Here is a 14,320-nt window from a genome sequence, read left to right as displayed (position 1 = left end):
ATTACTTGAGACCATGTGGACATATTTGCATAATGCAATGCTTATGCAGGCATTTATTCGTAATTTTGTTTGATTCTGTAGGACACTCTTGACTATTTTTGATTAAATTCCATAAATTTTTGTTGAATAGCGCCACGTTAAAAATACTGATCGGATATTCTTTATCCTCAAGTATAATACCTGACTTAATAACTGTAAATATGCTGCCAGGTGGGAGAAATATATTTGAACGATACCAAATGATCATTTTCATATCGCTCCATATGACTGAAAAATATATACCACACGAAGGTTGTATTACAGTATCAATTACTATACACTTCATTTCTTCGCCTTATTCTTCTGTTCCAATGATGTTGATAAAGAATATCAATATAATTTGTACTATAGTCAGCTCAGATGAGGTTGAATGCAAAGGTGGTTTGTTCTTTATTTATATTTAAAGTTATTTTCTATCACGGACGTTAGAGAAATATGCCAATGCATAATCTCTTTCCCCGCACTAATAATTAAATATGAATATAATCGCTAGTATCCGGGCACTCTTCGTGTATTAAAACTCCTGAGATGACTTAAATATCATCTAATGTAAAAAGAAGCACTACTTCCAAAGCATTCCTGATAATATCTTTTTCAACAATGTCATCAGCAGATGATAAAAATGAGAGCAATTTCAGTATAATGCTCTTGTTATCCACGTGTTCGTTGCAAAGATATAAATCTCTAACTGCCTTATCAATTGCAAGTTTTTCTTCTGAAAGCCGACTATCATATTTATTCAAATATGCGTATAGGTTCATTTCAAAGTTCATTCCTTGACTTTGCATAGACATAATTGACTCCCAAGGATTTTATTAAGAATTTTATCCAAATGAAATTTAAAACAAGGGATCTCAACAGAGGCTAAACAAAATGAAATTTAGTAACATGATTAAATAATTCATTCCGTTTTAGTTCTGTTTAGTCAGGACGATATATATTTAATTCAAAGAAGATTTGTAAACAAAGCATAGCTTTTATGCTGGTTTGTGCCACTTTGCCAACCCCATGGTTGGCTTTTTTATATAAAGATCATAAGGATGACTATCTTCCTGACATGATGAAAAGGTTTCAATTATTGGGCTTTATAGTATCGGTTTGACCGTTATGAGCAGCGTTAACTCGTTCCTGATAATATTAAGGTAACGTGATGATAACTCAGCAAAAACGCATAAAAAGCGCTTACTTTGCATCCTTCATAATAGCCAGTATCAAATAGGTCTAATAAGGTAGGATGATTAAGAAACAGTTCCAGCAGCGGTATGATATCCAGATGCGCGCAAGCGTTTTTATCTGGCTGTGTGCAGCCATGTTTGGTGGAGTTAGCCGGAGATAACTCTAAGGCAGGAGGTAGCAATACATGCTATCAAGAATATGTTAACTCTATACCTATTAAGTATTGAACGGGCATATAACACGCCCGTTGTATTTGTGGGTTTGATAACTGTAATACAAGTAACGTATCAGAACGGCAAGGGGGGCATGTCAAATGTCAGATTTATAGTATTGGTCGGCTGAACAATTATGGATAACAATAAAAAGGGAGTTCTGATAAGTCATAGAAAGTCCTCTTTTTTGTTATTTTACTGAATTATGATAGATCTCTTATGTGTTAAAACTTTGCTAGATTAATGGCTTGTTATTTTCCACATCTTCAACATACAACAGCGTATTATCAATAGCGTAGTAGCCGCGTTTATTGTTATTAACATCGGTTACCCAGCGGAAAACGCCAGCACTTGCCAGTGTTGTACAATACTCCCAAAATGTAGAGTTCCCAGAAATATGAAGCAATGCCGCCTCTTTAATTTTTCCTGGGTTTTTGGTTGTACTGACTTTTAACAGGCTACGGTTTCCTCTTAATAACAAAACTGTTTCATCGTGAGTAATAATTCTGATGTTATCCGTAGCCAGATAATAAATGTAATGCACAATACGGTGATGTTTTAACTCTGAATAAAACCAGGAAAAGTTTTGCTCTTTTCTCACTTTTTCAAACATCTTTTGAAAAACAACGACCTGATCCATCAGGATAATAACCTCTTGTTAGTTGTGAGACTGCATAGTGTGCACGATCGGTTTTACCACTTCAATCTGGTCTGTCCTTTGGCTGTGATATATACAAAGTGTGAAAGGGGGATTGGCTGAATTGTGCGGTGAGCATTTTGCAATGGAACAGCTCCGGTGCAAACGCTGTTGTGGGTTCAGATTATAACATTCTGTCTAAGGGGCGGGATAAAGGTGAAATTAGGGGGCATGAAAGATGACTTTATAACCTTGCTCAACCCAGTGTTGTAAAAGTTCGTTTTGCCTTCTAGTTGGTGCCATGCCTGTCCAGACAATCAACGTTTGCGTTGGGAACAGTTCCGGGCGCGGCGATTCAATGGGATCAGCAAGGACAGAAATATGCCATCCTGACAATGATAAACGCCATGCTTCCAGCCACAATCGTGCTCTCTCTTCAACATTCCACGCCATCAGAATGGCTTCTTTACCGGGCTTACGGCGCATTTCGAAAAGCGAGGCTGCTGCGTACTCAATTAATGCGCCGTCAAACATACTGCTCATAATGCGGGAGGTGTTGTGATCAAGCACGAGACGCTGGCGAACAGGAAGGTAAACATGATTAATCAATTGATCTACTGGGTACTCTCGACCCAGTGAAATAATTCTCGCGCGTAGTTTGGCAGGATTAGCCATACGAAGAATTGACATCATCTCTTCTTGCAGTCGGCTCCAGTCATCTTCCGTATCCTGGCTGGTGGTTTCCAGTAATGCTTTAACTTTGCCTACAGGGACGCCATTACTTATCCAACGCTTGATCTCTTCGATGCGTTGTATGTCTTCTTCATCAAAGAGTCGGTGTCCGCCTTCACTGCGCTGTGGTTTTAACAAACCGTAGCGGCGTTGCCAGGCCCGGAGAGTGACAGGATTAATCCCGCAACGTTCAGCAACATCACCAATGCTGTAATAAGCCACAATTCCTCCTTGCGCTCATAAATCTCCGTCGCCTGTACACGACCCAATAATACTTTGTACAATATACGCTAAAATTGTACAAAGTATAAATAAGATTTCAGCTAAATTGGATAAAACATTATTTTTAATGTGGATTAAATTAAAACATAACGTATTCATTTTCACGATGATTTCCAGAAATCATGTGAAATAATGTGCTGAAAATTATTTTTTCTCCGGCCACGCAACTGAAGGGATACCATTCAATTTAGCTTTGGCAAACAGATCTCCCTGAAACATCTCAATTCCTGCAGATTCAAGCCACATCCACTCTTCTGGTGTTGCCACACCCATAGCAGAGACTTGAATTTCAAGTGATGTACAGCATTTTATGATCGCCTGAATAATTGCCTGCCGAGGCCCGCTTTTATGAACATTGGTAATCAATTCCTGACTGATTTTAATTCTGTCAGGCTGGAAGCGTGACAGGAGTAACAAACCGGCAAAACCTGTGCCAAAATGGTCAATTGCTACACTCATACCGGTAGCCTTAAGTGATTTAACAGCATCGGCAAATTCATCAAACCGAGATATGACCTCACTTTCAGTAAATTCCACGATAATTTGTTCAGGCACCAAACCATTGGCCTTTATTTCATCAAGTAAAAAAGAGACCGCGTCAGGCTCGTTAACCAGGGTCATAGGTAATAGATTGATTGAAATCATTTTATCACCGAGCTCAAGTGCGTGTGCCATCGCGAATGCAAGTGCCTTACTTTTGAGATCCGCTGTGTAGATTTCCCCGTCATTGCTTTGCCCAACCACTCTGGCTGATGGGCTGTCTTCCCTATTTTTAACAATTGCTTCAAAAGCGATTATCCGCCGCGATAAAGGATCGACAATAGGATGAAAGGCAAAGTGGTCGTTTATATTTGGTGAAAGGGTACAGGAATCAAGTTCTTTATCAGGTCCGTCAGCGATAAAACGCCAGGAGTCTTCGGCAGGAATCTCGAAATAGGTTGATTTTTCAGTTGAAAGAACAAAAGTACGAAAAAATTGCAGCGCTCTGTCATCATAAGTTAGCTGAAATTTTGAGGTGCCTTTGTCGAGTACGGCCTGTAAAACGTCATTGCGCTCGTGGAGGCGCAAATCAAATAATTCCATTCCTGCTTTGCCAAAACGGCGAGCAGGTGCGTAATCGCACAGCAGTTCAACGATATTATAGTGCCGTGGATCCTGGCATATGGCCCGATAAATCATTTGAACCTGTTCTTCCGGACCTTCAAGAAGTTGAAAAAAATGTGAACCATTAAACAGTAAAATCCCTGTTACGTCAGACCGCATGTTTCTGCGATTTGCTATCGAAACCATTTCTTCGATTTTTTTGACAGGTTCGTCGTCACGTATATGGCTACGATAAATAAGGGTAGTAAGCATTAATAGTCCAGGGTAATGGGCGAGGCGAGAGTATGACGGTAACAGACATATCTTCTGGTGTCTTGCTTTTAATACTAAAACATAACTATTTATTTACACTGATAAAAAATGGAAAAATTTGAAGATGAGTTCGTTTGGAATCTTGTATAGGTTGTCAGTCAAATGATGCAAATAATTTTTACGTATCTCATTGTTTTATAGGTATTAGCACTAATTGCAAAAAAATAATTTATCATTCTGTACACATATTTCGTACAAGTTTGCTATTGTTACTGCACTTAACAACGTTTAACATTTTTAATAGAGGCGTAGCATGCAGCAAAATTCAGTGATTTCAGATTCTGCGGGGGCAATTACTCGTTACTTTGCAAAAGCTAACTTGCCTACTCAGCAGGAAACCCTCGGGGAAATTGTGACTGAAATTTTGAAAGATGGACGTAATCTGAGTCGAAAGTCGCTTTGTACCAAACTTCTTTGTCGACTGGAGCAAGCGACAGGGGAAGAGGAACAGAAACACTACAATTCACTAATTGGGTTGCTTTTTGAATAATGTGACAGCCTGATTATTTGACAGATTAACTATGAAGTCGTTATGAAGACATCTGATAATGAAAGTATAAAACATGAAATTACTGGCCAGGCGGTGCTCCAGATATTACGCATGAAGATAAATTTTTCGTTGCAGACTCTTATTAAGCAATTACTCGTAATGAAATCTGTTGAACAAAATGCCTTCCGACGAGATTTAATTGATAGCATAATTCGTGATTTTAGCAATAGTGATACAGGAGGGCCTAACAGAAGAGCAGCAATAGCTGACAATAAAAGTATATTCAATGGTAAGAAAATAAACAGAATACATTAAAATTTCATAAGTAAGATGAGAGGTTACCATGCTTGAAGATACTACTATTCATAACGCAATAACTGATAAGGCGTTATCAAGTTACTTTCGCAGTTCGGGGAATTTGTTAGAAGAAGAGTCTGCTGTATTAGGGCAGGCGGTGACCAATTTAATGCTTTCAGGGGATAATGTTAATAATAAAAATATTATCTTAAGTCTGATACACTCTCTGGAAACAACGAATGATATTCTCAAAGCTGATGTGATTAGAAAAACACTGGAAATCGTGTTGCGATACACAGCTGATGATATGTGACTTTTTATTGTTTAGTATAACTAGCATAAGTTTATAGAAAACTCATTCATCTTATTTTTGTCTGTCGCTTAGACTATACACAGCATAATTCTATTGGATTGATATTTTTACGAGGCTGACATGAATAATTCAATTCCCGAGAGATTTATTTTTCAATGTGCTTTATTTAAAAATCTCGAGAGGGAGGTGTTCATGGCGCATGGGTATGTTAATAGTCATATTATTGATCAGGCTTTACGCTTGCGTTTAAAAGATGAAACGAGTGTGATTCTTTCTGATCTCTACCTGCAAATTTTGCAGTACATTGAATTGCATAAGGCAACACTAACGGATGTCATTATTAATGACAGGGAATCCGTGCTCTCTTAGAACTGAGTAAGGTTTTAAAATTACCATCAGCTGTATCATATGCTGGTGCAAAGTAATAATTTAAGCCGTTATGTTTCTTAATATATCCGGAATATCAGGGTTTAAACAAGAATGGAGAACTATTGTTCTCCATTCTTGACGTCTGACATCCTGCCAGATTTGCTTAATTTTACCCACATTAAGCATAGTAATTAATAGGTTAGATGACGATGGAGAAAATTTTATCTTCGGCGTGGATATTTCTTATGCTCTCTACCATGCTCTCTTTAGACGCCAGCACGAGCGAATGAACATCATTTTCATGTATTAAAATCCTTAGTCCGGGACAAGCGAATGCGCAATACACTCATACCCATCCTCGTTGCGATATGCTTGTTTATAACCGGTGTCGCTATTTTGAATATCCAGCTCTGGTATTCCGCAAAAGCAGCATATATGGCGGGAGCGAGATATGCTGTCAACAATATCAATCACATACTTGAAGAAGCGTCACAGGCGACTCAAGCGGCGGTTAACATTGCCGGGAAGGAATGCGACCTCGAGGAGCAATATCAGCTTGGCACTGAAGCAGCTCTGAAACCTCACTTGCGCACAATCATCATTCTCAAACGCGGAATGGTCTGGTGTACATCCTTGCCGGGGAATCGAGTCCTGCTGTCTCGTATTCCTGCTTTCCCTGACAGTAATTTATTGTTGGCTCCGGCAATCGACACCGTCAATAGATTGCCTATCCTGCTCTATCAGAGCCAATTTGCAGACACGCGTATTTTGGTCACGATAAGTGATCAGCATATTCGTGGAGCGCTTAATGTGCCCTTGAAAGGGGTAAGGTATGCATTACACGTAGCGGATGACATTATTGGACCTACCGGTGACGTGATGACGCTTAATGGACACTATCCTTATACTGAGAAGGTTCACTCCACAAGATATCATTTCACTATTATCTTTAACCCACCACCATTCTTTAGCTTCTACAGACTTATCGATAATGGCGTAGGGGTTTTGATATTCATTCTGTTAATTGCCTGCGCCGCAGCCTACCTGCTTGATAAGTATTTTAATAAAAGCGCAACGCCTGAAGAGGTCCTGCGACGGGCAATAAGTAATGGTGAGATTGTCCCTTTTTACCAACCTGTGGTAAATGGTCGGGAAGGGACATTGCGGGGAGTTGAGGTATTAGCCCGCTGGAAACAACCTCACGGCAAATATATCTCACCCGCGGCATTTATTCCACTTGCTGAAAAATCTGGATTAATTGTTCCGCTTACACAAAGTCTGATGAATCAGGTTGTCACACAGATGAACGCTATCGCGAGTAAATTGCCGGAAGGTTTTCATATCGGAATTAATTTTAGTGCCTCGCATATTATTTCGCCGACATTTGTCGACGAGTGCTTAAATTACCGTGACAGTTTTACCCGTCGCGATTTAAACCTCGTTCTGGAAGTTACCGAGCGTGAGCCATTAAATGTTGATGAGAGTCTGGTTCAGCGGTTGAACATTCTGCATGAAAATGGTTTTGTCATCGCACTGGATGATTTTGGTACTGGCTATTCAGGGCTTTCTTATCTGCATGATCTGCATATTGATTATATCAAAATTGATCACAGTTTTGTTGGTCGTGTCAATGCAGACCCGGAATCAACCAGGATTCTGGATTGTGTACTGGATCTGGCGCGTAAACTTTCGATCAGTATCGTCGCTGAAGGTGTCGAAACAAAAGAACAGCTTGATTATCTGAATCAAAACAACATCACATTTCAGCAGGGTTATTATTTCTATAAACCGGTAACCTACATCGACCTGGTTAAAATTATCCTTTCTAAACCGAAGGTGAAGGTTATGATTGAGTAAAAATTGATCATTAAGACCATGGTGCGGTGTAATTATAGACAGCTAATTAGCTCGTTGCGTCTTGTTACTATTGTTCATTATTTTGTTTGCTATAATTGTTTGAAAGTTTTGACAGGATTGCCATTAGTAGCATGAACAATAGTAATAATCTGGATTATTTCACTCTCTATATCATCTTTTCCATTGCATTTATGCTGATCACCTTGCTGGTCATCCTTATCGCAAAACCCAGTACTGGGCTTGGAGAAGTGCTTGTGACGATAAATTTGCTGAATGCCCTTGTTTGGCTGGCGATCAATCTGGTTAATCGAGTAAGGGAAAAACTCGTTAGCCACAGGGATCAGCACTAATCTTTCTTTATGCTATAGCCGCTATATAGTAATAAGTATTGTTGTATTTGTGGTTTAATGCCGATTAAATTGCTTTGCTTGTTGTTGTGAGGGCGTATTGGCGGGTGTGATGTTTCATTGTAGAACTATATACAACCACCGCGTCGAATCAATCGACGCGGTAACAGACGAAATATTATTTTTTGCCGATAGCACGCATGGTGTCATCAATTGCCGTGATCAACAGCATTTGCGGGTCTTTAGCGCAAACCTGGTTCAGTTTTTCTACCACTTTGGCGCTCAGTTCCGGAGATTGCTCAATTTTTAAATCACGGCTGGCAACGCTGGCATTACCCATTACCGCAACAATTTCTGCAACTTGTGCGCTGTCAGTTTTTGCCATTTCGTTGGCTTCTGCGCAAGTAATATAGGTTTCTGACGGCAAACCGTTCTTAATATTGTAGTCCTGCGCCCAGGTCATTGGTGCGAAAACAAACAGACCCGCCAGTAAAGCAAATTTTTTCATCATCATTCCTTATTTCATTTTACCCAGAATTGCACCACCCGTACCGCCAATTACGGCACCTTTAATCGCCCCTTCAAGGCCATTGCCGGTCAGAACGCCAGTGACAGCACCAACGGCGGCACCCACTTTTGCACCTTTGCGCGCATTTTTGCCGTCGCGGCCTTTTTCTGTTACTGCACCAACGCCAGCGCCAACAGCTGCACCTTTCAGTACGCCATTAACGCCATTGCCAGTAAGTAAACCAACGCCTGCACCAAGTAGTGCACCTTTTGTGGTGCGATTCATATCCGCCATCGCTGGCGCGGAGCAGAGCAATGCTGAGATAAGCCCGAAGGCGAGTATTTTTTTCTTCAACTTAGATGTCCGGTATTAAGTAAGTTGCACACACAATAATTTCGTCTTCAATTAAGACCTGCTTAACTAAAGAACGCTCGCTATTATTCAGATAATTCAAAATGAGCGTGGCTGTGATGATAGGAATTATGTCTTTTACTTGAATGAGAATAATCTTAAATAAAAAATAACTCTTTGATTGACAATATTTTTATTCAAGAAGTGTCATTGGCTGTTAACGTGATGTTGTAAAGGTAAGATAATCTGATGCATCCATATTATTGTGTAATATTCATGTGAGCAGAAGATATTCATCAGAAACAATTATGTGAGTCATTTTACTTTGCCGACGGCCTTATTTTCGCAGAATAAGCGTACGACAGTCTTATCTGAAAAGATTGATTTTTATTCAACCACACTTCAGCGCGATGCGTCTAAAAATGCCTCTTTCTTATGCGGAATATCATCATTTCATCATGATGTCTTTGATGAGCGGTGAACACAATACACTTGCGCTGTCTCTTAAGGATGAATCCCCTGGTCTGGTGCCTGTGGGCCGATGTTGCAGCAGAGCTAAGGTCGCTTATCCGCTACTCAGTATTCACTTTTCAGAGGATGAAATTTATGAACAGGACCAGTCGCTATTATTTTCGCCGTTCAGTACTTTCCTTATTGATATCTGCCTTGATATATGCCCAGCCTGGAGAGGCTGCTTTCACATCAATCGTTACTGGTATCGTAAATGGTGAAACTGTGGATGGCGAGCAAATAGTAGATGAACGGGGGACAACTAATGATACTCATATCATTAATCACGGCCACCAGACTGTATTTGGTGGGGTGGCTAATGGAAGTATTATTGAAATGGGTGGACAACAAGATGTAGCAAACCATAACAATTATCAGGGGCAAGCTAATAATACAATCCTTCATGGGGGTACACAGATAATTTATAATGGTGGGAATTCTAGCGGTACGATAATCGCGAGTGGCAATCAGCAAGTTTATAACGGTGGTACCAGCAATGGCACGTTAATCGAGAGTGGCAATCAGTACATTTATAAGGATGGTACCAGCAATGGCACGATAATTAAGAATGGTAATTCATACGTCGAAGGAGGGAGAGCAAACGGGACTGTCATTGATGGTGGTAAACAAACAGTAACAGCTCAGGGGCATGTTGACGGTACGACGATAAATACATCTGGTTCTCAGAACATCACACAAGGAAGTCTGGCAACGAACACAACAATAGATGGGGGCCGACAGTATGTAGATTCGAGTATTGTAGAAAACACTATCATTAAAAATGGAGGTGACCAAAGAACAATTAAGAGCCATGCGCTGGACACCACAATAGATGGTGGTCGACAGGATGTTGATTCAAGCACTGCACAAATAACCACCATTAAAAATGGAGGAATGCAGACGCTGCAAAACACGTCAACGGCGCACACTACCACGATCTATTCTGGTGGGACGCAAATTGTTGATAGCAGGAGCACCTCGAATGTTATTGAAATATATTCCGGTGGCGTGCTTGATGTTAGAGAGGGCACGGCAACGAATGTTACCCAGCACGATGGCGCGGCTTTAAAAGCAATGACTGACAGGTCGACGGTGAGCGGTACGAATAGTGAAGGGGCATTCTCTATTCACAATAACGTGGCAGACAATGTGTTGCTGGAAAACGGTGGTCATTTAGACGTATATGGTTCGGCAAATAAGACGATTATTAAAGATAAAGGAACAATGTCAGTTTTAACGAATGCTAAAGCTGATGCGACCCGAATAGATAATGGCGGCGTTATGGATGTTGCCGGAAACGCGACCAATACCATAATTAATGGTGGCACACAGAATATAAATAATCATGGTATTGCCACGGGAACCAATATCAACAGCGGAACACAAAATATCAAGAGCGGCGGGAAAGCTGACACGACAAATATCTCCTCCGGGAGCCGGCAGGTTGTTGAGAAAGATGGTACGGCAACTGGCAGCAATATTAGCGCCGGAGGCTCGCTGATTGTCTATACCGGTGGTATCGCACATGGGGTTAACCAGGAGACGGGCAGTGCTTTAGTTGCCAACACGGGCGCAGGGACTGATATTGAAGGATACAACAAGCTCTCTCACTTCACTATTACCGGAGGGGAGGCTAATTATGTTGTGCTGGAAAATACCGGCGAACTGACGGTAGTGGCTAAAACCACGGCGAAAAATACTACCGTTGATGCTGGCGGTAAGCTGATTGTCCAGAAGGAGGCTAAAACAGATACCACCAGACTTAATAATGGTGGCGTTCTGGAGGTTCAGGACGGTGGTGAGGCTAAGCATGTTGAGCAACAATCCGGCGGCGCATTAATTGCTTCCACGACTTCCGGAACACTTATCGAAGGAACCAACAGTTATGGTGATGCTTTCTACATCAGGAATTCAGAAGCTAAAAATGTAGTGCTGGAAAACGCTGGCTCATTAACAGTCGTTACTGGTTCCCGGGCAGTTGATACGATTATTAATGCCAACGGCAAAATGGATGTTTATGGAAAAGATGTTGGCACTGTACTCAATAGTGCGGGCACCCAAACAATATATGCCAGTGCCACTTCTGATAAAGCAAATATCAAAGGTGGCAGGCAAACGGTATATGGTTTAGCCACTGAGGCAAATATCGAAAGTGGTGAACAAATTGTTGATGGTGGGTCAACAGATAAAGCGCATATCAATGGCGGCACGCAAACCGTTCAGAATTATGGTAAGGCGATCAATACCGATATCGTCTCTGGCCTACAACAAATTATGGCAAACGGGACAGCGGAAGGTTCCATTATTAATGGCGGTTCACAGGTAGTTAATGAGGGCGGTCTGGCTGAAAACTCGGTACTTAATGACGGCGGCACACTCGATGTGCGGGAGAAAGGCAGCGCTACGGGGATACAGCAGAGTAGCCAGGGCGCGTTGGTGGCAACCACCAGGGCGACGCGGGTCACAGGGACACGCGCTGATGGCGTCGCGTTCAGCATCGAGCAGGATGCGGCGAACAATATCCTGCTGGCAAATGGCGGCGTGTTAACCGTGGAGTCAGACACCACTTCCGCCAAAACACAGGTCAATGCGGGCGGACGGGAGATCGTCAAAACAAAAGCCACTGCGACTGGCACGATGCTTACCGGCGGTGAACAAATCGTCGAGGGTGTGGCGAATGAGACAACGATTAACGACGGCGGAATACAAACAGTTTCGGCTAACGGTGAGGCAGTAAAAACAACGATTAATGAAGGCGGTACGCTGACAGTCAACGATAATGGCAAAGCGACAGATATCATCCAGAACAGCGGTGCCGCTCTCCAGACGAGCACGGCTAACGGTATTGAAATCAGCGGTACTCACCAGTACGGCACCTTTTCCATTGCCGGAAATTTAGCGACCAATGTGCTGCTGGAAAATGGCGGTAATTTATTGGTATTAGCAGGTACCGAAGCTCGCGATTCCACGGTTGGCAACGGTGGGGCAATGCAAAACCTGGGTCAGGACTTCGCCACAAAGGTTAATTCCGGTGGGCAATATACCCTTGGTCGGTCAAAAGATGAGTTTCAGGCTCTGGCCCGGGCAGAAGATCTACAGGTCGCTGGCGGGACGGCAATCGTCTACGCAGGTACGCTGGCGGATGCATCGGTCAGTGGAGCGACAGGAAGCCTGTCGTTAATGGCGCCACGGGATAATGTTACGCCAGTTAAACTTGAAGGGGTGGTCCGGATTACCGATAGCGCGACATTAACTATCGGAAATGGCGTCGATACGACGCTTGCCGACCTGACGGCTGCCAGCCGGGGCAGTGTCTGGCTTAACAGCAATAATTCCTGTGCAGGCACCAGCAACTGCGAATATAGAGTAAACAGTTTGCTCCTCAACGACGGTGATGTTTATTTATCAGCACAAACAGCAGCGCCTGCCACAACTAACGGTATCTACAATACGCTGACCACCAGTGAACTTTCCGGCAGCGGTAATTTCTACCTGCATACCAACGTTGCAGGCTCCCGGGGCGATCAACTGGTCGTCAACAACAACGCCACTGGCAATTTTAAAATCTTTGTTCAGGATACCGGCGTCAGCCCTCAGTCTGACGACGCGATGACGCTGGTGAAAACAGGGGGAGGGGATGCTTCGTTTACGCTGGGTAATACCGGCGGTTTCGTTGATCTTGGGACCTATGAGTATGTCCTGAAAAGCGACGGCAACAGCAACTGGAACCTGACCAATGATGTCAAACCCAACCCGGACCCCAACCCAAATCCGAAACCGGATCCAAAACCAGACCCAAAACCGGATCCGAAACCAGACCCGACTCCCGAGCCAACGCCGACACCCGTCCCGGAGAAACGCATCACGCCTTCTACGGCAGCCGTACTCAATATGGCAGCAACATTACCGTTGGTCTTTGATGCTGAGCTAAACAGTATTCGCGAGCGGTTGAACATAATGAAAGCGAGTCCACACAACAATAATGTCTGGGGGACGACGTATAACATCCGTAATAATGTCACCACCGATGCGGGTGCCGGGTTTGAGCAGACGCTGACCGGAATGACGGTGGGGATCGATAGCCGTAATGATATTCCTGAGGGGATTGCGACGCTGGGCGCTTTTATGGGTTATTCCCATTCACATATCGGTTTTGATCGTGGAGGACATGGCAGTGTGGGCAGTTATTCTCTGGGGGGCTATGTCAGCTGGGAACATGAAAGTGGTTTCTATCTGGACGGTATCGTGAAGCTGAACCGCTTTGAAAGTAACGTAGCCGGTAAAATGAGCAGCGGTGGAGCCGCCAACGGCAGTTATCGCAGCAACGGGCTGGGCGGTCACATTGAAACCGGGATGCGATTTACCGATGGTAACTGGAACCTGACGCCGTATGCATCGTTAACGGGGTTCACCGCTGATAACCCCGAATATCATTTATCCAATGGTATGGAATCGAAATCAGTCGATACCCGCAGTATATATCGTGAACTGGGCGCAACGCTGAGTTACAACATGCGTCTGGGGAACGGCATGGAAGTTGAGCCGTGGCTGAAGGCGGCTGTGCGCAAAGAATTTGTCGATGATAACCGGGTGAAAGTGAATAATGACGGTAATTTTGTCAATGATTTGTCGGGCAGACGTGGAATATACCAGGCAGGTATTAAAGCCTCATTCAGCAGTTCGTTAAGCGGGCATCTCGGGGTGGGGTATAGCCATGGTGCCGGTGTGGAATCCCCGTGGAACGCGGTGGCTGGTGTGAACTGGTCGTTCTGACAATCAGTAAT

General features: G+C 43.0%; 15 protein-coding genes and 1 pseudogene. 8 read left to right on the top strand and 8 right to left on the bottom strand.

The annotated features are described in order from the left end of the window. Window position 1 precedes the first annotated feature (1 nt). The 5 genes from iraM to bluF all read right to left on the bottom strand — a co-directional run bounded on the left by iraM (window position 2) and on the right by bluF (window position 4,434). The gene (gene iraM / locus AABJ99_RS14010; RefSeq protein WP_039021972.1) at window positions 2-325 is read right to left on the bottom strand and encodes an anti-adapter protein IraM; all 324 of its coding nucleotides are present in this window, start codon (window positions 323-325) and stop codon (window positions 2-4) included. A 247-nt stretch (window positions 326-572) separates the two neighbouring features. Further along, a complete protein-coding gene (locus tag AABJ99_RS14005; RefSeq protein ID WP_001354918.1) occupies window positions 573-833 on the bottom strand; it encodes a biofilm development regulator YmgB/AriR family protein in 261 nt (86 codons plus the stop codon). 829 nt (window positions 834-1,662) lie between these two features. Beyond that, window positions 1,663-2,067: a DUF1398 domain-containing protein gene (ycgX, locus tag AABJ99_RS14000; protein ID WP_032183956.1), complete on the bottom strand. Its 405-nt coding sequence runs from the start codon at window positions 2,065-2,067 to the stop codon at window positions 1,663-1,665. 219 nt (window positions 2,068-2,286) lie between these two features. Further along, window positions 2,287-3,018 (bottom strand): DNA-binding transcriptional repressor BluR, encoded by a 732-nt coding sequence (bluR, locus tag AABJ99_RS13995; protein WP_039021971.1) that lies wholly within the window; start codon window positions 3,016-3,018, stop codon window positions 2,287-2,289. 204 nt (window positions 3,019-3,222) lie between these two features. Further along, window positions 3,223-4,434 carry a diguanylate phosphodiesterase gene (gene bluF, locus AABJ99_RS13990; protein ID WP_039021970.1) on the bottom strand — a complete coding sequence of 404 codons (1,212 nt, stop codon included), beginning with the start codon at window positions 4,432-4,434 and terminating at the stop codon, window positions 3,223-3,225. Window positions 4,435-4,747: 313 nt separating this feature from the next. Here bluF and ycgZ point away from each other — a divergent pair, with 313 nt between their 5' ends. The 6 genes from ycgZ to ymgF all read left to right on the top strand — a co-directional run bounded on the left by ycgZ (window position 4,748) and on the right by ymgF (window position 8,170). After that, window positions 4,748-4,984 (top strand): regulatory protein YcgZ, encoded by a 237-nt coding sequence (gene ycgZ, locus AABJ99_RS13985; protein ID WP_001186982.1) that lies wholly within the window; start codon window positions 4,748-4,750, stop codon window positions 4,982-4,984. 42 nt (window positions 4,985-5,026) lie between these two features. Then, the gene (gene ymgA, locus AABJ99_RS13980; protein WP_105278034.1) at window positions 5,027-5,299 is read left to right on the top strand and encodes a two-component-system connector protein YmgA; all 273 of its coding nucleotides are present in this window, start codon (window positions 5,027-5,029) and stop codon (window positions 5,297-5,299) included. A gap of 28 nt (window positions 5,300-5,327) precedes the next feature. Further along, a complete protein-coding gene (gene ariR / locus AABJ99_RS13975; RefSeq protein WP_000888777.1) occupies window positions 5,328-5,594 on the top strand; it encodes a biofilm/acid-resistance regulator AriR in 267 nt (88 codons plus the stop codon). Window positions 5,595-5,714: 120 nt separating this feature from the next. After that, window positions 5,715-5,963 (top strand): hypothetical protein, encoded by a 249-nt coding sequence (locus AABJ99_RS13970; RefSeq protein ID WP_039021744.1) that lies wholly within the window; start codon window positions 5,715-5,717, stop codon window positions 5,961-5,963. A 333-nt stretch (window positions 5,964-6,296) separates the two neighbouring features. Then, a complete protein-coding gene (gene pdeG, locus AABJ99_RS13965) occupies window positions 6,297-7,820 on the top strand; it encodes a cyclic diguanylate phosphodiesterase (protein WP_039021745.1) in 1,524 nt (507 codons plus the stop codon). Between the two features lie 131 nt (window positions 7,821-7,951). After that, window positions 7,952-8,170, top strand: a complete 219-nt coding sequence (gene ymgF / locus AABJ99_RS13960) for a cell division-associated protein YmgF (RefSeq protein ID WP_001065863.1) — start codon at window positions 7,952-7,954, stop codon at window positions 8,168-8,170. Between the two features lie 175 nt (window positions 8,171-8,345). On the opposite strand, the gene ymgD is transcribed toward ymgF, so the two are convergent. The 3 genes from ymgD to AABJ99_RS13945 are packed head-to-tail and all read right to left on the bottom strand — an operon-like array spanning window position 8,346 to window position 9,183. Further along, a complete protein-coding gene (gene ymgD, locus AABJ99_RS13955; RefSeq protein ID WP_000979977.1) occupies window positions 8,346-8,681 on the bottom strand; it encodes a YmgD family protein in 336 nt (111 codons plus the stop codon). 3 nt (window positions 8,682-8,684) lie between these two features. Beyond that, on the bottom strand, window positions 8,685-9,029 hold the full coding sequence (gene ymgG, locus AABJ99_RS13950; protein WP_000726978.1) for a YMGG-like glycine zipper-containing protein: 345 nt from the start codon (window positions 9,027-9,029) through the stop codon (window positions 8,685-8,687). Window position 9,030: 1 nt separating this feature from the next. Next, on the bottom strand, window positions 9,031-9,183 hold the full coding sequence (locus AABJ99_RS13945; RefSeq protein WP_032183962.1) for a hypothetical protein: 153 nt from the start codon (window positions 9,181-9,183) through the stop codon (window positions 9,031-9,033). Window positions 9,184-9,448: 265 nt separating this feature from the next. On the opposite strand from AABJ99_RS13945, the pseudogene AABJ99_RS13940 reads away from it, so the two are divergent. Together AABJ99_RS13940 and AABJ99_RS13935 are read left to right on the top strand one after the other, a co-directional pair. Then, window positions 9,449-9,565 (top strand): annotated as a pseudogene (locus tag AABJ99_RS13940) (ATPase); the annotation flags it as partial. 67 nt (window positions 9,566-9,632) lie between these two features. Next, window positions 9,633-14,309 carry an AIDA repeat-containing protein gene (locus AABJ99_RS13935; RefSeq protein ID WP_338387362.1) on the top strand — a complete coding sequence of 1,559 codons (4,677 nt, stop codon included), beginning with the start codon at window positions 9,633-9,635 and terminating at the stop codon, window positions 14,307-14,309. Window positions 14,310-14,320 lie beyond the last annotated feature (11 nt).

The organism is Escherichia coli, assembly GCF_036503815.1.
GTDB lineage: Bacteria > Pseudomonadota > Gammaproteobacteria > Enterobacterales > Enterobacteriaceae > Escherichia > Escherichia coli_F.
This window is presented reverse-complemented; position numbering and strand designations above follow the sequence as displayed.